The following is a 19,199-nucleotide window of genomic DNA, read 5'->3' as shown; positions in this document are numbered from 1 at the left end:
ATTATCCGCAAGGTTATGAACCATTCATCTTGCTGTTGTGGCCCGCTCCTGCGGCTGAACTGACGCGGCCGTCGCTTCCGTCCAGAGACTGTCATAATCATGGCCTGTCAGATCCTCCACGATACGCCGCACATGGGGTTCAACCGCCGCTTTGGAGCCGTTGGCGCGAAGGCGTTCGACCTCTTCCACGAAGATCTGGTGCGTCTGTTTATTCAGACGGAAGGTCAACGCCTGCCAGAGAGCCAGCATTAACAGGCCAGCGGTACCGATAAACATCAGCATGGCAATGGTATGAATCGCTTCCGGCGGCTGAACCTGGCTGCCCTTCACGAAGCCACCGCTTTGCAGCAAAAACCCGACCACAAAGGTGGCGATAGCCACGGTGGTTTTGCGGGTAAAGGTCATAACAGCGGCAAAGAGCCCTTCCCGGCGCTGGCGGCTGACCATTTCGTCAATGTCTGGAATGAACGGGAAGACATTCCATGGGGTGAACTCCAGCACGCAGCGGCCCACCTGATACAGACCGGCAAGAATGAAAAGCGTGGCAACGGTATTCAGCGCCGGGATCTGATACACCGCCAGGAAACCGGCCAGACAGAGCATCATGAGGATATAGGCAAAGACATAGAGCCGGGCCGGACCGTATTTGATGATCCCAAGTCCGGCAATAAGCGTTACCGGCAGGCCAACAATACTCATCGACAACAGGCTGCCCGCCAGGGATGACGAGACGTTCAGGCAATAAACGCAGAAGAAGACGAACACCGTGTTGTAAACATCTTTGCCGGTGAATGACAGCAGATAAATGGCAAGATGTTTTCTGAAGGCGCGGATTTTCAGCGTCGAGACGTAAGATTTAAACAGGTCGAAAAAAGTGCGTAGCTTGTCAGACAGACCGCCGGGCATGGCTGACTTATCCAGTTCCGCCTGCATCTGCGGGGTGAGTTCCCGCTCCCAGGTTACTTTCCACGAGATAAAGACGCAGATCATAAACAATACGGCGAAAATCACGCCATTAATCAGATAGGCACTGGCGCTCTGCTCGCCAAAATAGCCAATCAATAGTCCCGGAATAAAGGTCGCCAGAAAGGTGCCGGAAGCCGACAAAAACATGCGGCAGGTGGAAAGTTTGGTGCGACCATTAAACTCTTTTGTCATCTCCGAAGGCAGGGTTTCCCACGGAATCAGCACCATCGCGGCAATGATCTCGAACGCCAGATAGACTGCCAGATAAAACGCGTAACTCATGCCGTCGAGCCACAACAAGGCATACACCAGCATCAGCGGCGCGCCGATCAGCAGGAAAAATCGCCTGCGGCCAAACTTCTTACCAAAATAGTTCTTATAAAAGTGGTCCGTTAAGCTGCCCATAAACAGGCTGACCACCGCATCGACAATACGGGCGATGGCGACAATTGACGCCGCTTCCATCGGCGAGAGACCTACAAAAGTGGTGTAAAAAAATAACAACCAGGCGCCAATAACGGTGAAGGCGCCGCCGCCCATAATATCGGTCAGGCCGTAACCGATACTCACCGGAATAGTGATGTTTTTCTTTGCACGAGACATACAGTTTCCTTACCTGAAAAAAATCCAGTTGATTTCTGATGCTTCCCTGAAGATGGTGCGTATTTACGTTTTTTTGAAAGGGATAAAAAAAACTCCCCTGCTTTTGCAGGAGAGTTTTCAGGTATCAGGAGATGGCGCGATGTTTACTGTTAATTCCCAGCGCGGCGGATTTCTCATCCGCGGCATCGTCCAGCGCGCTCAGGTCTCGGTCACAAACCTCAGGCATCAGCAGAGCTGAGATCAGGCCGATAAGGGAATAGACCACTACCATCGCCACGATAGGCCACCAGGAACCGGTCATGTTACAGAAAATACCTGCCAGCACCGGACCAAAGCCCACCGCCACCAGACCGCCTGCCTCTTTAGAGATTGCCATCCGGGTAAAGCGGTTACGGGAGCCAAACATCTCGGCCATGGTGATGTTTTCCAGCGCGAACAGACCGAGCACCGCAAAGTTATGGATCACAATAATCGAGGTCATGATCACGCCCGGGCTGTACGACTTATCGACGATGATCGACAGCATCGGATACGCCAGAATGATGGCGGAAATGCTCAGCAAAATATAAGGCAGGCGACGACCAAATTTATCCGACAGCCAGCCCAGCAGCGGGATAGTGATAAAGCCGAGGATAGAGCTGATCATTAAGGCATCAGTCGGGATGGCTTTATCAAACAGCAGCGTCTGTACCAGGTAGCCGGCGAGGAAGGTCTGGATCAGGCCGGAGTTACCTGCCTGGCCGAAACGCAGGCCGGTGGCCAGCCAGAACGACTTGCTCTTCAGCATCGCACCCAGCGTATTCTCTTCAGCCGCAGCCTGTACAGCAGGGGCGTCGTCGGTGTTGACCTGCTCGAATACCGGGCTCTCTTTGAGGTTCATACGCAGCCAGATGGCAAAGATCATCACCACCACGCTTGCGAGGAACGGTACACGCCAGCCCCAGGCCACCAGCTCTTCACGGTCGAGAGCGAAGAACATCACAGCCCAGATCGCCGTCGCGCTCAGCGTACCGCAGTTGGTACCCATCGCCACCAGCGAGGAGATGATGCCGCGCTTACCTTTTGGCGCATATTCCGCCAGCATGGTGCCCGCACCGGAGATCTCCGCGCCTGCCCCCAGCCCCTGGATGATACGCAGGGTAACCAGCAGTACCGGTGCGAAAATACCAATTTGCGCGTAGGTCGGCAGAACACCGATCAGGGTAGTACAGATCCCCATCATGGTGATGGTGATAAACAGCACTTTTTTGCGCCCTACGCGGTCGCCCATTTTGCCGAAAATAAAGGCGCCGACGATACGGGCAATATAGCCCGCGCCATAGGTACCCATTGCCAGAATCAGCGCCATCGCGGCCGACTGTTCCGGGAAGAAGATCTCGTGAAAGACTAATGCTGCGCCCAGCGAATAAAGCTGGAAGTCCATGAATTCTAACGCGGTGCCAAGCCACCCTGAAACGGCGGCTTTGATCAGGTCAGATGTGGATCTTTCATGTTGTACTTGAGTCATATTGGCTATCTCAACAGGGTAAGATGCGTACCACTTAACCGCATTCAATTATTATTTAGAGAAAGTCAGTAATACCTTGCAGCACTGCCGCTGGTCTTTCTCAAACAGTTCAATGGCGTCTTTAACGTGTTGGTACTCAAAGGCGTGAGTAATCAGTTTGTCGGGATCGATAAGCCCTTTCTCCAGCCAGTCGATGACCACCGGGAATTTATTGGCATTCAGCCGTGAGGAGAAAATGGAAAGCTCTTTACCGGTGATCCCCTGCTGCGCCACCTGACTCGGTTCGCTGGAGAAGCCCATCAGCACAATCCGCGCCGCCGGGGAAGCCAGGTTGACCGCCTCCTGCAAAATGGACGGATGACAGGCCGCATCGATAATCAGCGTCGGTTTGATGCCCTTCTCTTCCAGCAACAACTGCAAGGACTGGTTGCCGTTGTTGATGACCCAGTCCGCGCCGCTGCGCTGCGCCATCGCCAGGCGCTCGTCGATGCGATCGACCACAATCACCTGTTTCACCTTATAGACGCCTTTCAGCGCCTGAACGGTGACCAGCCCCATCGGACCTGCGCCATAAATGAGCGCCACATCCTGCTCCGTCGGACTGGCGTGGCCGGTAACGTTGGCCGCGATGGTAAATGGCTCCACCATCACCGCGTGTTTGTCGCTGATGCTGTCCGGGATGACCCAGGCATTTTTAGCCGGCACTACCGCATATTCGCTAAAGCCACCGTCGCGATGTACGCCCAGCACCACCAGCGAGGTGCAGACGTTCGGTTTGCCCACCGAGCACGGGTAGCAGTGGCCGCAGCTGATCACCGGATCCACCGAGACGCGCTGGCCCAGGCGCGCAGCGTCAACGCCCTCGCCTACGGCGTCGATCACGCCAAAGAACTCATGACCGATGACGCGAGGATATTTCGCAAACGGGTTGTGGCCGCGATAAATATGGCTGTCGGAACCGCAGATCCCGGCCAGCTTCACTTTGACGCGCACTTCGCCTGCGGCTGGCGTCGGTAACGGACGCTCTTCGAGAACCAGCGCGTTCGGTTGTTGAATAACGATACTTTTCATCTTCAGCTCCTTTACCAGTTCCACAGCGTGCCGTCTTCAAGACGCGCAACCGGCAGGTAAGCGGGATCGTAGGGATATTTCGCCGCCAGTTTTTCATCAAACTCGATGCCCAGGCCCGGTTTCTCGCCCGGATGCATATAACCGTCTTCAAAGGTCCAGTTGGTGTTGAAGACCTCCAGCATCTGCTCGGAATAGCCCATGTACTCTTGCACGCCAAAGTTCGGAACCCACAGGTCAAAATGCAGCGCCGCGGCGTGGCAAATTGGCGACAAATCCGACGGACCGTGCGAACCGGTGCGTACCTGGTAGAGCGAGGCGAAATCGGCAATCCGACGCATTCCGGTAATGCCACCCGCATGGGTGATGGTGGTGCGGATATAGTCGATCAGCTGCTCTTCAATCAGTTGCTTGCAGTCCCAGATGCTGTTGAACACTTCGCCCACCGCAATCGGGGTGACGGTATGCTGGCGGATCAGGCGGAAGCACTCCTGGTTTTCAGCAGGCGTCGGATCTTCCATCCAGAACATCCGGTACTGCTCGATGCTCTTACCAAAACGCGCCGCTTCGATCGGCGTCAGGCGGTGATGCATATCGTGCAGCAGGTGTTCATTAAAGCCATACTTGTTGCGCACGGCGTCAAACAATTTCGGCGTAAAATCGAGGTATTTTTCAGTTGACCACAGCTGCTCTTCCGGCCAGTTACCTTTAGTGGCAGGCTCATACGCCAGTCCTTTCCCTTTAGACATGCCGTAGGTGGTTTTCATTCCCGGCACGCCGCACTGTACGCGGATGGCTTTGAATCCCATCTCTTTATGGCGGGCATAATCCTCCAGCACATCGTCAATGGTATGGCCGGTGGTGTGGCAGTAGACCATCACCCCTTCACGGGAGGCGCCACCCAGCAGCTGGTACAGCGGCATATTGGCGGCTTTTGCTTTGATGTCCCACAGCGCCATGTCGATGGCGGAAATCGCTGACATGGTGACCGGCCCGCGACGCCAGTAGGCACCTTTATAGAAGAACTGCCAGATATCTTCGATACGGTGGGCATCACGGCCAATTAACTGCGGGCAGAGATGATCTTTCAGGTATGACGCGACGGAGAGCTCACGGCCATTCAGGGTGGCATCCCCCAGGCCGACAATACCTTCGTCGGTGGTGATTTTCAGCGTGACAAAATTACGCCCTGGACAGGTGACAAATACTTCAGCCCCAACAATCTTCATGTTCCGGTTCCTTACATCTTTTGTTGTGATGCAGGAAATCTACGCAATTAGCCTACTACCATACAAGTATGAAGATCAAAAAACGGTCGCTGGATCACAGATTGGGCGCTCATGCGCGCCCCCAGCCTGCCACGATGATCAGCATGCCGCACAAGGCCACCAATGCCCCGGCCCAGTCATAGACGCTTAATTTCACCCCATCCACCACCCGCAGCCAGAGCAGCGCGGTGCAGACGTACACCCCGCCATAGGCGGCATAAACGCGCCCGCTTGCTGCGGGATGCAGCGTCAGCAGCCAGACGAACAGTGCCAGCGCGACGCCAGCGGGAATTAACAGCAGCACCGACGCGTTTTTCTTCAGCCAAAGCCAGGGCAAAAAACAGCCGAGAATTTCGCACAGCGCGGTGGCAAAAAAGAGCAGTGTTGTTTTAAACATATTTAACGTTGTCTGATGAGTGATGGGTTATCATAGCCGAATGTGAAAGGATCCCTTCCACACATCTGATGTGGGTATGCCCTCAAAATGGACTGTTGTAGAACCCCGGTGAAGTATTTGAATGTCCACCGTCTATAAGGAAATCGCTATGCGTAAATTGAGCACTCGCCTCTGTCTGGCAGCCCTGCTGGCCGCGGTTTTTATCGCCCCAGCATCCGCCAACACCAGCAAACTGATTATTGAATCCGGCGACAGCGCCCAGAGCCGTCAAAATGCCGCCATGGATAAAGAGCAATGGAACGACACCCGGAGCCTGCGCCAGAAGGTAAATACCCGCGCGGAGAAAGAGTGGGATAAAGAGGATGTGGCCTTTGACGTACGGGATAAATGCCAGCAGAGCGCCAATGTGAACGCCTACTGGGAGCCCAACACCCTGCGCTGTCTCGACCGCCGCACCGGCCGCGCGCTGGCGCCCTGATTGCTACTTGTACGCACCGAGCAGCGCGCTGCTCGGTGCTTAATAGTACTCAATGGTGTTTTTAATGGTGTACTTACGCGACACCGCTGGCTTCACGCTTTGATCAACAATCGTCAGCTCACACTCCACCGGGTTGTCATGGCGGTCATAATCACAGGTCTGTTTCACATTGCCCAGCGGCTTATCGTTCAGCTGGCTGACCGAGGTGTAGTCCAGTTTCTTACGCTTGTCTGCTGCCGGTATCGCCGTGATGGAGAGATGCTGCTCTCCGGAGACGGTGGTTTTGCCCAGCGGGTAGCCGTCGGCATCGTAGCGATAGTTCACTTCCATATCTTTGCCGTGGGCGCTGACGATAAAACCGTTGTCATCGGTATCCCATGAAATCCCTGACGCCGGCAGTTCCGCCAGCTGACATTTACCCTGCAGCCGCAGCTTTTTCTGCTGGGTTTGCGCATCCAGATAGTAGTTGGCGTCCAGCACCAGGGCGATGCCGGTGTTTGCCTCAAGGTCGTGCAGCTCCAGGCTATCGAAACAGCCTTCCGTCGAGAGCGTGCCGCTGACGCGCTTGGCCACTTCCCCTTTTTCATTGAACAGCGTCTGGCTGAAGTCTTTCACCGGTCCGCGCAGGGGATCAAAATCAAATTCGTTAGAGAAGCTGGCCATTTCTGGCGTAAACGACAGCGGCGCGGCAGTGTTGTCACACCCGGTCAACAGAGCTGTCAAAAAAAGCATAAGCGCGTGTTTATTCACTTGACCTACCAGTAGCAGAAGAGGATCCCGGGCAGTGTAGCAAATACAAACGTTTACATTAACCCTGCTACTATTATAGTCACACACAGTCGTAAGGAGGCAGATATGAAACGGTTACCCTGGATTACTGCACTTTTGCTGGCGGGTATTGCCCCGGCCGCGCTGGCGGCGCCCGACAACTGCGAGCAGATCAAAAGCGATATTCAACAACGGATCATCAATAATGGCGTGCCGGAGAGCAGCTTTATGTTGAACATCGTGCCTAACGATCAGGCTGACAAACCCGACGCCAAAGTGGTAGGCCACTGCGCCAATGATACCCTTAAAATTCTCTATACCCGCACCAGCAGCGGCAACTATCCGGTAAGCGGAGGCGGCACTCAGGCTCCTGCGCCACGCGAACCGCAGTAAGTATTCCCCCCGTTAACGCGGGGGAATCTCCTTTGTTTTGATATACATTAATATTATCTCCCCCTTAATGGGTAACACTCCACTTCGTTAGCCGGATCGTCATTACGGCTGAAATCAGTTCACCAACGACGAACGTAATGGAGTGAGTCATGTCTGATAATGAGCAAAGCGGCGGGATCAGCCGCCGCACCCTCGTAAAATCTACCGCCATCGGTTCCCTTGCGCTTGCCGCTGGCGGCCTGTCATTGCCTTTTGGTTTACGCCCCGCCGCTGCCGCAATGGAACAGGCGCGCGCGGATAAAGTGGTCTGGGGCGCCTGTTCAGTAAACTGTGGCAGCCGCTGCGCGCTGCGGCTGCACGTGCGTGATGACGAAGTTTACTGGGTCGAAACGGACAACACCGGCGACGATATCTACGGTAATCATCAGGTTCGCGCCTGCCTGCGCGGACGCTCGATCCGTCGGCGCATTAACCATCCCGATCGCCTGAACTACCCTATGAAGCGCGTGGGCAAACGCGGAGAAGGCAAGTTCGAACGTATCAGCTGGGATGAAGCCCTTACGCTGCTTACCAACAGCCTGCGCGACGTGGTGACGAAATACGGCAACGAAGCGGTCTACATTAATTACTCTTCCGGTATTGTTGGCGGCAACATCACCCGTTCCTCGCCCTACGCCTCTCTGGTGGCCCGGTTGATGAACTGCTATGGCGGGTTTCTTAGCCATTACGGTACTTACAGCACCGCGCAGATCGCCTGCGCCATGCCCTATACCTACGGCAGCAACGAGGGCAACAGCACCTCGGATATTGAAAACAGCAAACTGGTGGTGATGTTCGGCAATAACCCGGCGGAAACGCGCATGAGCGGCGGCGGCATCACTTACTACCTTGAACAGGCGCGGGAACGCTCGAATGCGCGGATGATCGTCATCGATCCGCGCTACACCGATACCGCCGCCGGGCGTGAAGATGAGTGGATCCCGATTCGACCGGGTACCGATGCCGCTCTGGTAGCCGGCATTGCCTGGGTGTTGATAAACGAAAACCTCGTCGACCAGCCGTTCCTCGACAAATACTGTGTCGGTTATGACGAAACCACCCTGCCGGAAGGTGCCCCGGCTAACGGTCATTACAAAGCCTATATTCTGGGCCAGGGCGAAGACGCCACCGCCAAAACGCCGGAGTGGGCTTCGCGCATCACCGGTATTCCCGCCGATCGCATCATTAAGCTGGCCCGTGAAATCGGCACCGCTAAACCGGCCTATATTTGCCAGGGCTGGGGCCCGCAGCGTCAGGCCAATGGCGAGCTGACTTCCCGCGCTATCGCCATGCTGCCGATCCTCACCGGCAACGTTGGCATTAACGGCGGCAACAGCGGCGCGCGTGAATCCACCTACACCATTACCATTGAGCGGATGCCGCTGCCGGAGAATCCGGTCAAAACGCAAATCTCCTGCTTCAGCTGGACCGACGCTATCGCCCGCGGGCCGGAGATGACCGCTACCCGCGACGGGGTACGCGGCAAGGACAAGCTCGACGTGCCGATCAAGTTCATCTGGAACTATGCCGGTAACACCATCATTAACCAGCATTCCGATATCAATAAAACCCACGACATTTTGCAGGACGAGAGCAAATGCGAAATGATTGTGGTTATCGATAACTTTATGACCTCGTCGGCGAAATACGCCGATCTGCTGCTGCCGGATCTGATGACCGTCGAACAGGAGGACATCATTCCCAACGACTACGCCGGGAACATGGGTTATCTGATCTTCCTCCAGCCGGTGACCGCCCCTAAATTCGAACGCAAGCCCATCTACTGGATCATGAGCGAGGTAGCGAAGCGCCTTGGCCCGGACGTTCACCAGCGCTTTACCGAGGGCCGGACCCAGGCCGAGTGGCTGCAGTATCTGTACGCTAAGATGGTGGCCCGGGATCCTCAGCTCCCCTCATACGAGGCGCTAAAAGAGATGGGCATCTACAAACGCAAAGATCCGAACGGTCATTTTGTCGCCTATAAAAAATTCCGTGACGATCCGGAGGCTAACCCGCTGAAAACCCCGTCGGGTAAAATCGAAATCTACTCCAGCAGGCTGGCCGACATAGCAGATACCTGGCAGCTGGAGAAAGACGAAACCATCAGCCCGCTGCCGGTGTATGCCTCTACCTTTGAGGGGTGGGACGATCCCGGACGCAGCCAGTTCCCGTTGCAGCTGTTCGGATTCCACTTCAAGGCCCGCACCCACTCCAGCTATGGCAACGTCGACGTATTGCAGGCGGCCTGCCGTCAGGAGGTGTGGCTCAACCCGGTAGATGCCGCAGCGCGCGGGATCAATAACGGCGACATGGTGCGGGTTTATAATGCCCGCGGTGAGCTGCGTATTCCGGCGAAGGTCACGCCGCGCATTATGCCGGGCGTCAGCGCCATGGGCCAGGGGGCGTGGCACGATGCCAACATGACCGGGGATCGCATCGACCACGGCTCCTGCATCAATACGCTGACCACCCACCGCCCGTCGCCGCTGGCGAAGGGTAATCCGCAGCACACCAATCTGGTGCAGATCGAAAAGGCGTAGCCAATTTAGGTATCAGCGCGGGGCAACCCGCGCACTGGAAGGATGAAGTCATGAGAGAGTCGTTTGCCGTAACTGCCCGGGTGCTGGGCGCCCTGTTTTACTACGCGCCGGATAGCCCTGAGGCCGCGCCGCTGGTCACCGCCTTAACCCACAGCGGCTGGCAGCAGGACTGGCCGCTGGATGCCGGACTGCTGGCCCCCATCGCCGACGAGCTTCGCCAGCCAGCAGACGAGCCCCTGCGTAGCGCCTGGCAGCGGCTTTTTCTCGGCCCGTGGGCGCTTCCGGCGCCGCCGTGGGGGTCGGTATGGCTGGATCGCGAAAGCGTGCTGTTCGGGGATTCCACGCTGGCCCTGCGCCAGTGGATGCGGGATAACGGCATTGTGTTTGAGATGGCACACAACGAGCCGGAAGATCACTTCGGCTCCCTGTTGCTGATGGCGGCCTGGCTGGCTGAGTCAGACCGTGGCGCCGAGCGCGACCAGCTGCTGGCCTGGCATCTGCTGCCGTGGAGCCCGCGTTTTCTTGCGGTATTCGTCGAAAACGCCGGCCACCCGTTCTACCGCGCGCTGGGCAAGCTGGCGCAGCTGACGCTGGCAGAGTGGCAATCCGGCTTGCCGATCCCCGTGCCCGAAAAGCCGCTCTACCGTTAACGCTCTCCTGGCTTGCTCAGTTCTGATGGGCAAGCCAGGCGCGCCAGCCGCCAAACGCTGTAATATCCTTCGCCCCCTGGAGCCCATACTCCTCGCAGATAAACCCGGTTAACCAGCGCCCGTCCTCCAGCTCCACTTTCCCGAGCCCCAGCGGAGCAGGAATGCCCGCCAGAAACGATCCCACTTCGGCGTGGGGCAATTCCCACACTTCAACGGCAATGGCCTCTCCCCGCTCGCTGTCGCGCACCATGCCTGGCCGTTTCCCGTCGGCCAGCGCATACAGGCAGTAGTGCGGCGCGCTGCGGGTGGTCTCGCGCAAGGTTGCGCCCCGCTGGCGCAGCTGGTGGTTAAGCGCCAGCCCGTCGAGATGCGCCCCGCAGACCACCACCGGCAGGCGATCGTGGCTGGCCGCGGTCAAAGGCGCAGCCGTCTGCAACGCGCGATCCCCCGGCAGCCTGAGATTCTGGTGACGTTGTAACGCCCCCGCCAGGCTCAGCAGATACTGGTCAGTGAACGCCCGGCCAAACAGCGTTACGCCCGAGGGCAGCCCGTTCGCCATATGTCCCGCGGGCACCGCCACGGCGGCATAGTCCAGCAGGTTCATAAAGTTGGTATAGATCCCCAACTCCGAGTTACGTTTAACCGGCTCGTCCGCCAGCTCCGCCAGAGTCACCGGACGCGGGTAAGTGGGCGTGAGCACGCAGTGCAGATCCGCCATAATCTCATCGCACTCACGCTTGCAGCGCTGAAGCTGGTACTGCGCATCAAAGGCCGCGACCGCGTCGGTGTCGGGGGCTTTGCTCAGCACATCGCGAATAACCGGCAGGACCGCATCCGGCTGCTGCTCAATAAGCGCCCCCGCCACGTGATAGCGCTCCGCCACCCACGGGCCGTTATAGAGCAGCGTCGCCGCCGCCAGAAACGGTGCAAAGTCGATGGTCACCGGCACGCCGCCGAGGGCGATTAACCGCGCTTTCGCGGCATGATACAGCGCTTCGCTCTCCGTACAGCCAAGAAATTCCAGCCGATCCGGCACGCCAAAGCGGAAACCTGACGCAGGCACACCAAATGCCTGGGCGCCGTTCCACGCCGGGTTAGCGCGGCTGTAGTCGTCCCGCGGATCTTTCACCGCCGTCAGGGCCAGCAGCCTGCTGGCCTCCTCCGCGGTGGCGGTGAAAAAGGTCACGCAGTCGAGCGTGCGGCAGGCGGGCACCACCCCGGCGGTAGAGATTAACCCTCTGGTGGCCTTCAGCCCGACGAGGTTGTTCAGTGCGGCGGGCACCCTACCGCTCCCGGCGGTGTCGGTGCCAAGGGCAAAGCTTGCCAGCCCCAGCGCCACCGCCAGCGATGACCCCGCGCTGGAGCCGCCTGACGGATACTCCGCCAGCACGCTGTTGCGGCACGCGCCATATGGCGAACGGGTACCGTTTAAGCCGGTAGCGAACTGGTCGAGATTGGTTTTGCCCAGCGGAATCGCCCCCAGGGCGATGAGCTGCCGGACGACGGTGGCATCCTGCTCTGCCCGGTAGGCAAACGCTGGACAAGCGGCGGTGGTGACAATACCCGCCAGATCGATATTGTCTTTAATGGCAAAGGGCACGCCGTAAAGCGGCAGCGTCTGCGGAGCCTGGCTTTCGAGCGCCGCCAGATACGGCTCCAGCTCCTCAAGGGAAAGCAGATAAATAAAGGCGTTGAACTCCGGGTTAAGCGCCAGCGCCCGTTCGCGCAGGGTGACGATCACCTCCCGCGGCGTGAGGCGGCCTTCGCGGTAGGCCTGCCCCAGCGCATCAAGGCGTAAATCAAAGGGATGCTTCATGCTGTTTTCTCCAGGACCACGACACACTGACCCGCGCGTACCGGGGAGCCCGGCTGGACACGCACCTGACTGACAATACCGTCCCGCGTGGCCAGCAGCGGGATCTCCATCTTCATTGACTCCAGCACCACCAGCACATCGCCCTCGCGCACGGTGCTGCCCACCTCCACGCTCACCTGCCAGAGGTTGCCGGAGACCGGGCTGTCGATGCCCGCCTGTCCTGGCTGCAGCGGCGCGTCCTCGCCCTCATCCGCCAGCACATCGCTGCTGTCGAAATGCGCCTGGCCGTTGGCGATCCAGCGCTCGCGCTCGGCGTTAAACGCCCCCTGCTGATGGGCGCGGAATGCCTCTATCTCCGGCGCTTCGTCGGTGAGAAACTGCTGATACTCAGCCAGCTTCAGGGAGGTGTGCTCAATGCGCAGCGGATAGCGCCCCAGCGGGAAATCCCGACGAATGGTGAGCAGTTCGTCCGCTGAGACCGGGTAGAAGCGGATCTGATCGAAGAAGCGCAGCAGCCAGGGCTTGCCGCCAAAGTCCTCCACCGCGTGATAGCGGCTCCACATCTGTAACGTGCGCCCGACGAACTGATACCCACCGGGTCCCTCCATGCCGTAGACGCACAGGTACGCCCCGCCGATGCCCACCGAGTTCTCCGCCGTCCAGGTGCGGGCCGGGTTGTACTTGGTGGTAACCAGACGGTGACGCGGATCGAGCGGTGTGGCCACCGGCGCGCCGAGATAGACATCCCCCAGGCCCATCACCAGATAGCTGGCGTTAAACACCGTTTTATAGACTTCATCGATATTCGCCAGATCGTTAATGCGGCGGATAAACTCCAGGTTGCTCGGACACCAGGGCGCATCCCGGCGCACGGTGGTCATATATTTGTCGATGGCTTTCTGGCAGGCCGGATCGTCCCACGAGAGCGGCAGCCAGACGATGCGCGAAGGCACCTCAAGGGCGTCCTGCGCGCAGACCGCCTGCCACAGCCCGGCAAGGGTATCCAGCAGGCTTGCCAGGCTCAGCGCCTCCGGCTGGTAATGAATTTGCAGGGAGCGGATCCCCGGCGTCAGGTCGATAACCCCGTCCAGCGCCCGCGCCTCCAGGGCCTGCATCAGGGCATGGGCGCGGAAACGCAGCACCAGATCCAGCTCCGGGTCGCCAATCTCCAGCAGCAGGTGGGTGTCGCCGGAGAGCCGCGCCACCAGGCGTTTATCACCTTGCCCCTGCTCCAGCACCACCGGCGAGGCCGGTTGTGCTGGCTGCCACGTAACCTGCAGCGGATGCAGGCTGGCGATTTGCTCAGTCTGCGCCTGGGCCAGCTGCCGGGCGGTGGCAATATCCACGGGCACAAAGCGCACTTTGTCCCCTGCTTTCAGTTGTCCGACCGCGTGCAGATCGGCCTCAATGATGGTGACCGGACAGACAAACCCACCCAGGCTTGGGCCATCCGGGCCGAGGATCACCGGCATATCACCGGTAAAATCCACCGCGCCGATGGCATAGGGGTTGTCGTGAATGTTCGACGGATGCAGCCCCGCCTCGCCGCCGCTCTCGCGCACCCACTCGGGTTTGGGGCCAATCAGCCGCACGCCGGTACGGCTGGAGTTAAAATGCACCTCCCACTCGGTGGCGAAGAAGGTGTTCATGTAATCCGGCGTGAAGTATTCCGGCGCGCCATGGGGACCGTAGATCACCCGCAGCGTGCGCACGGCGTCCAGCCTGGTGCGCAGAGCCTGAGGGAGCGACTGCGCCGGGCATAAGGATGTTAACGGCGTGATATGCAGCACGTCGCCGGTACGCAGCGCGCGCCCGGCATGGCCGCCAAACTGCCCCAGGGTAAAGGTGCTTTTGCTGCCGAGATAATCCGGCACGTTGAAGCCACCGCGCAGGCACAGATAGCTGCGCACACCCTCGCCGCCAATTTCGCCCATCCGCAGGGTCATGCCGCTCTGCACCCGGTAGACCCGGTTATTCTCCAGCGGTTCGCCGTCCAGGGTGAGGGCAATCTCCGCCCCGGTCACCACCAGCTGGGCCTCGCAGTTAAATTTGAGGGTCGGGCCGCTGAGAGTTATCTCCAGCGCGGCGGCGCCCTCGTCGTTGCCGAGCAGCCGGTTGCCGAGGCGCAGCGCGCGGCTGTCCATCGGCCCTGAAGGCGGCACCCCGACCGCCCAGTATCCCGTGCGTCCCGGATAGTCCTGCACCGTGGTTTGCGTCCCGGCGCTGATCACCTCAAGCGTGGCAGCCTGATAGATCAGTCCTTCCAGGCAGCGGGTCCAGGGCTCGCCGCTGGCGAAGGGTTTAAAGGTCAAAATCTGCTGCAGATAGCTGCGGTTGTTCTCCACGCCGTACAGCCGGGTATCGCCCAGCGCGGCATGCAGACGCTCAATGGCCGCCTCGCGCGTTGGCTGCCAGGCGATAATTTTTGCCAGCATCGGATCAAAAAACGGCGGCACCTCGCAGCCGGACTCTACCCAGCTGTCAATGCGCAGCGTGCGGCGGTCATCCGCCGGGAACGCCACGTCGGTGAGCAGGCCGGGCGAAGGCTGGAACTGACGGCCCGGATCTTCGGCATAGACCCGCGCCTGAATGGCATGCCCCGCAGGGGTCAGGCCGTCATGCAGCGCCGCCAGCGGCGGCAAAGTTCCCGCCGCAAGCTCAATCATCCAGCGCACCAGATCCACGCCCCACACCTGCTCGGTGACACCGTGCTCCACCTGCAGACGGGTGTTCACCTCGAGGAAGTAGAAGCGGGCGGCGTCGCTGTCATAGACGAACTCCACGGTGCCCGCGCTGCGGTAGTTGACCGCTTTGCCCAGCTTAATCGCGGCCTCACACAGCGCGTCCGCCATGCCTTCCGGCAGGTTGGGGGCGGGGGTTTCTTCGAGTACCTTCTGGTTCCGGCGCTGTACGGAGCAGTCGCGCACGCCGAGGGCAATCACCTCCCCGCTGCCGTCGCCAAACAGCTGCACCTCCAGATGGCGCGCCCGCTCAATGTATTTCTCAATAAACACGCCCGCGTCGCTGAAGTTGTTTTTCCCCAGCCGCACCACCGCATCGAAGGCGTCGTTAAGTTCCGCGGCGGTATAGCAGACGCGCATACCGATCCCGCCCCCGCCTGCGGTACTCTTCAGCATCACCGGATAGCCCACCGCGTCAGCCGCCTCCAGCGCTTCATTCACGTCTGCCAGCAGATCGGTGCCTTCGAGCATCGGCACGCCGTGGTCTTTTGCCAGCGCCCGGGCGGTATGCTTCAGGCCGAACAGGCGCAGCTGCGCGGGTGTGGGGCCGACAAAGGCAATACCCGCGGCTTCGCAGGCCTCGGCGAAGGCGGCGTTCTCAGACAGAAAACCGTAGCCGGGGTGGATAGCCTCTGCGCCGCTCGCAAGCGCTGCGGCGATAATTTTTTCGCTCATCAGATAGGTATTCGCCGCCGGGCCATCGCCCAGGCTCAGGGCTTCGTCGGCTTCCCGGATATGCAGGCTGCTGATATCCGCCTCGGAATAGACCGCCACGCCGCTCAGGTTCATGGCGCGCAGCGTGCGCAGGATGCGGCAGGCAATCGCCCCGCGGTTGGCAATCAGGAGTTTCGTCAACATAGTTCAGACTCAATGGTGGCGGGTCGTCCCGCCGGAAACTGGCTCACCGCATGGTCGTCCACGGGGAAAAGGGTTTACGGCAGGATCCGTCCGGCGCGCACTTCAAACAGGCGGTAGAGCATCTGGCGCAGGCGCTGCCAGCGGCCTGGCGTCAGTTCCATATCAGCACCTCCGCCGGGGTCGGGTTCCAGCCGTTGCAGGGGTTGTTCAGTTGCGGACAGTTAGAGATCAGCACGATAACGTTGCACTCCGCCTTCAGTTCCACGTATTTGCCTGCTGCTGAGATGCCGTCGGCAAAGGTCAGCCCGCCCTCGGGCGTTACCGGCACGTTCATAAAGAAGTTGATGTTGGCCCCGATATCGCGCTTTTGCAGGCGGCCATCGTGCAGGCAGGCGCAGAGGAAGTTGTCCCGGCAGCTGTGCATATGGCGTTTGTCGAGGGCATAACGCACGGTATTGCTCTCCTGAGCGCAGGCGCCGCCGAGGGTGTCGTGCCGTCCGCAGGTATCGGCCACGATGGTCAGCAGCGGGTTGCCGAGGTTGGACCAGAGCACGCTGCCGCTGGTCAGAAAGGCATTGTTCTGGCGGCGAAGGGTGCGCTGGGCATCGTAGCGCTCGCGCGGGTTATCGGCGTTATAAAACAGGGTATCCACCGCCTGGTTACCCTCCAGATCCAGCAGGCGCAGGGTCTGGCCTTTTCTGACTTCAAACAGGTATGGCTCCCCCGCCGGGATCACATGGCGGAAGCTGGCGTGTTGGGCGAGTTTTTCGCTGGCTACGGTCATGACGTGTCTCCTTACAGGGCGAAAAGTTGGGTATTGGTGATAGCGCGTTCGTTTTCCGGGCGCGTCAGCAGCGCGTTGATGGCTGCCTGTTCATCCTCTGCCTGCCGCCAGCTCAACTGCACCGGACGCGGGGCATACTCCCGGGACGGATCCATTGGGTGTTGCAGCGCGGTCATGACGACCAGGGTATCCATCGGGGCGAACAGCTCAACGTAGCTTCCCGGCTGTGAATGTCCGCTGTGGAAGCTGAACTGGCCGTGGTCATCTACCGTCACTTTGCTGAAGAAGTTGACCACCATGAGCAGATCTTCAAGGTTGAGATCCCACTTGCCCATCTCCACCAGCAGGTTGTCGGTGCCGTTACGGAAGAAGCCGTTGCGCAGCTCCTGATAGCGCCCCTGGCCGTATTTCTCGGTGGTTTCGGCGGCATTAAGTACCCCGCCGAAGGGGTCGTGCCAGCCGCAGGTGTCCCGGGTGATGCCCGCCAGCACCCGCCCCATATCGGAGTAGAAGCAATGCCCGGCGGTCAGACGCGCGGTGTGCTGGCCCTTCAGGGTATCCGGCAGGTTCAGGCGCTCACTTTTCTCATGCGCGTTGAGCATCATCAGGCTGACGTTGGCCCCGCCTTCGATGTCGGTCATGCGCAGGATCTGCCCGCGTTTGAGCACAAAAGAGAGATGGCCGCCGCCCGGCAGGATCTCATCGCGTAAAGTCGTCGTGTTCACAGGTTTACCCTCTTAATGCATAAACGTTGTCGGAAACTGCTCCGCTCATCGCGGAGAGTCGCGTCTCGTTGAGCGGAATGTCGTAGGTGATGCGCGCCCCGTAGGCGTTCGGGGCCTGGGGATCGAGGCGCACCTTGTCGAATACCAGCAGGCGAGTGCCGAGGTTAAAGCCTTCGGAGAGATCGTGGGTGACCATAAAGACCGTCATCCGGGTTTCGCCCCACAGCTGCAGCAGCAGCGCATGCATGTCTTTGCGGATCCCCGGGTCAAGTGCGCCAAAGGGCTCGTCCAGCAGCAGGACGCGCGGCTGCATGACAAAAGCCTGGGCGATGGCCAGGCGCTGCTGCATGCCGCCAGAGAGCTGGGCGGGATATTTATCCAGCGCGTGGCCAAGGCCAACCTTCTCCAGCATCTGCGCGGCCTGTTCCCGGGCGGCGCGTTTTTTTGCGCCAAACAGTCGTCCGAGCAGCGGGGATTGCGGCAGCTCGAGGCCGATCGCCACGTTATCCAGCACGCTCAGGTGCGGGAAGACGGAGTAACGCTGAAACACCACGCCTCTACGGCTGTCCGGCTCGGCGACCAGCGGCTTGCCGTCCAGAGTGATGACGCCCCGGCTGGGCCTCTCCTGACCGAGCAGCAGGCGCAGAAAGGTCGATTTACCGCAGCCGGACGCGCCGACCATCGAGCAGAACTCGCCCTCTTTGATCTGCAGGTTCAGGCGCTCCAGCACCACATGGTCGCCGTACTCCTGCCAGATATTGTCGATGGTGATAAAACTCATGCTTTGCCTCCTTCTGCCCACGGGAAACAGCGCTTGTGCAGCTGACGCAGGGCCAGATCCATCAGCCAGGCCAGCAGGGTGATCCACAGGACATAAGGAATAATCACGTCCATCGCCATATAGCGGCGCACGAGGAAAATGCGATACCCCAGCCCGGCAGTAGAAGAGATGGCCTCCGCCGAGATCAGGAATAACCACGCTGAACCCAACAGCAGGCGCAGCGAGGTGAGCAGGCGCGACAGGAGTTGCGGCAGCACCACCCGCAGCACCAGGGTCCAGCTGTTGGCCCCGAGCGTCTGGGCCTTGATCAGAATTTCTGACGGGATTTCGCAGGCGCGATGCTCCAGATCCCGGGCCAGCATTGGCGTGATGCCTATGACGATCAGCATCACCTTGGACAGCTCGTCCAGGCCGAAGACGATAAACAGCACCGGCAGGATCGCCAGGGGCGGGATCATCGACAGCACCGTCATCAGCGGCGAGAGCGACGCGCGCCACATCGGGAACACCCCGGCGGTGACGCCGATGCACAGGCCGATGAGCGACGCAATTGCAAGCCCCACCAGCAGACGGGCCAGGCTCACCAGGGTATCGATCCAGAACAGGTACTCGCCGCTGCGCTTGTCCGGGGTGAACGCCATCCGGGAGATGGCATCCAGCATCTGCTGCAGGCCGGGCAGCAGCTTGTCATGTGGGTTGGCATCCAGCCGTACTGCCGAGCCAAAAAAGTAAGCGGCCAGCAGCAGGACAAACGGCAACATCACAAGCATCAGCCGCATGCCGGAGGTGGGATGGCGGTTAATCTGGCGCATGGCGA

General features: G+C 59.5%; 16 protein-coding genes. 4 read left to right on the top strand and 12 right to left on the bottom strand.

Translation table 11 applies throughout. The features are described from left to right. Positions 1-24: 24 nt before the first annotated feature. The 5 genes from MXM41_RS01190 to MXM41_RS01170 all read right to left on the bottom strand — a co-directional run bounded on the left by MXM41_RS01190 (position 25) and on the right by MXM41_RS01170 (position 5,809). A complete protein-coding gene (locus MXM41_RS01190) occupies positions 25-1,569 on the bottom strand; it encodes an MFS transporter (protein WP_325929406.1) in 1,545 nt (514 codons plus the stop codon). A 124-nt stretch (positions 1,570-1,693) separates the two neighbouring features. Further along, positions 1,694-3,076, bottom strand: coding sequence for an MFS transporter (locus MXM41_RS01185; RefSeq protein WP_325929405.1), 1,383 nt, complete (start codon positions 3,074-3,076; stop codon positions 1,694-1,696). A 51-nt stretch (positions 3,077-3,127) separates the two neighbouring features. Then, positions 3,128-4,147, bottom strand: coding sequence for a Zn-dependent oxidoreductase (locus tag MXM41_RS01180; RefSeq protein WP_325929403.1), 1,020 nt, complete (start codon positions 4,145-4,147; stop codon positions 3,128-3,130). Positions 4,148-4,158: 11 nt separating this feature from the next. Next, a complete protein-coding gene (manD, locus tag MXM41_RS01175) occupies positions 4,159-5,373 on the bottom strand; it encodes a D-mannonate dehydratase ManD (protein WP_325929401.1) in 1,215 nt (404 codons plus the stop codon). Between the two features lie 109 nt (positions 5,374-5,482). Beyond that, positions 5,483-5,809 (bottom strand): YnfA family protein, encoded by a 327-nt coding sequence (locus MXM41_RS01170; RefSeq protein ID WP_325929399.1) that lies wholly within the window; start codon positions 5,807-5,809, stop codon positions 5,483-5,485. Positions 5,810-5,957: 148 nt separating this feature from the next. Between MXM41_RS01170 and MXM41_RS01165 the strand changes: the two genes are divergently transcribed. After that, positions 5,958-6,287: a DUF1283 family protein gene (locus MXM41_RS01165; protein ID WP_325929397.1), complete on the top strand. Its 330-nt coding sequence runs from the start codon at positions 5,958-5,960 to the stop codon at positions 6,285-6,287. A gap of 39 nt (positions 6,288-6,326) precedes the next feature. Here the strand turns inward: MXM41_RS01165 and MXM41_RS01160 are convergent, their stop codons facing one another. Next, positions 6,327-7,037, bottom strand: coding sequence for a YnfC family lipoprotein (locus MXM41_RS01160; RefSeq protein ID WP_325929395.1), 711 nt, complete (start codon positions 7,035-7,037; stop codon positions 6,327-6,329). A gap of 105 nt (positions 7,038-7,142) precedes the next feature. On the opposite strand from MXM41_RS01160, the gene MXM41_RS01155 reads away from it, so the two are divergent. From MXM41_RS01155 to dmsD, 3 genes are all read left to right on the top strand, one after another. Further along, the gene (locus tag MXM41_RS01155) at positions 7,143-7,448 is read left to right on the top strand and encodes a DUF1161 domain-containing protein (protein ID WP_325929393.1); all 306 of its coding nucleotides are present in this window, start codon (positions 7,143-7,145) and stop codon (positions 7,446-7,448) included. 149 nt (positions 7,449-7,597) lie between these two features. Next, positions 7,598-10,027 carry a selenate/tellurate reductase subunit YnfE gene (ynfE, locus tag MXM41_RS01150; protein ID WP_325929392.1) on the top strand — a complete coding sequence of 810 codons (2,430 nt, stop codon included), beginning with the start codon at positions 7,598-7,600 and terminating at the stop codon, positions 10,025-10,027. Positions 10,028-10,077: 50 nt separating this feature from the next. Further along, a complete protein-coding gene (gene dmsD, locus MXM41_RS01145) occupies positions 10,078-10,677 on the top strand; it encodes a Tat proofreading chaperone DmsD (RefSeq protein ID WP_325929391.1) in 600 nt (199 codons plus the stop codon). A gap of 16 nt (positions 10,678-10,693) precedes the next feature. Here dmsD and atzF read toward each other — a convergent pair whose 3' ends face one another. The 6 genes from atzF to MXM41_RS01115 form a co-directional block, all read right to left on the bottom strand. Next, positions 10,694-12,493, bottom strand: coding sequence for an allophanate hydrolase (gene atzF, locus MXM41_RS01140; protein ID WP_325929390.1), 1,800 nt, complete (start codon positions 12,491-12,493; stop codon positions 10,694-10,696). After that, complete coding sequence (gene uca / locus MXM41_RS01135; protein WP_325929389.1) at positions 12,490-16,092, bottom strand: urea carboxylase; 3,603 nt, start codon at positions 16,090-16,092, stop codon at positions 12,490-12,492. Before uca ends, atzF begins: the two co-directional genes overlap by 4 nt. A 151-nt stretch (positions 16,093-16,243) precedes the next feature. Then, complete coding sequence (locus MXM41_RS01130; RefSeq protein WP_325929388.1) at positions 16,244-16,876, bottom strand: urea amidolyase associated protein UAAP2; 633 nt, start codon at positions 16,874-16,876, stop codon at positions 16,244-16,246. An 11-nt stretch (positions 16,877-16,887) separates the two neighbouring features. Beyond that, positions 16,888-17,601, bottom strand: a complete 714-nt coding sequence (locus tag MXM41_RS01125) for an urea amidolyase associated protein UAAP1 (RefSeq protein ID WP_325929387.1) — start codon at positions 17,599-17,601, stop codon at positions 16,888-16,890. A 4-nt stretch (positions 17,602-17,605) separates the two neighbouring features. Further along, complete coding sequence (locus MXM41_RS01120) at positions 17,606-18,382, bottom strand: ABC transporter ATP-binding protein (protein WP_325929386.1); 777 nt, start codon at positions 18,380-18,382, stop codon at positions 17,606-17,608. Then, positions 18,379-19,194, bottom strand: a complete 816-nt coding sequence (locus tag MXM41_RS01115; protein ID WP_325929385.1) for an ABC transporter permease — start codon at positions 19,192-19,194, stop codon at positions 18,379-18,381. Before MXM41_RS01115 ends, MXM41_RS01120 begins: the two co-directional genes overlap by 4 nt. Positions 19,195-19,199: the final 5 nt, after the last annotated feature.

It is taken from the genome of Leclercia adecarboxylata (assembly GCF_035787115.1).
Lineage (GTDB): Bacteria > Pseudomonadota > Gammaproteobacteria > Enterobacterales > Enterobacteriaceae > Enterobacter > Enterobacter adecarboxylatus_E.
Note: the sequence above shows the minus strand (reverse complement) of the source record. Positions and strands in the feature narration are given on the sequence as shown.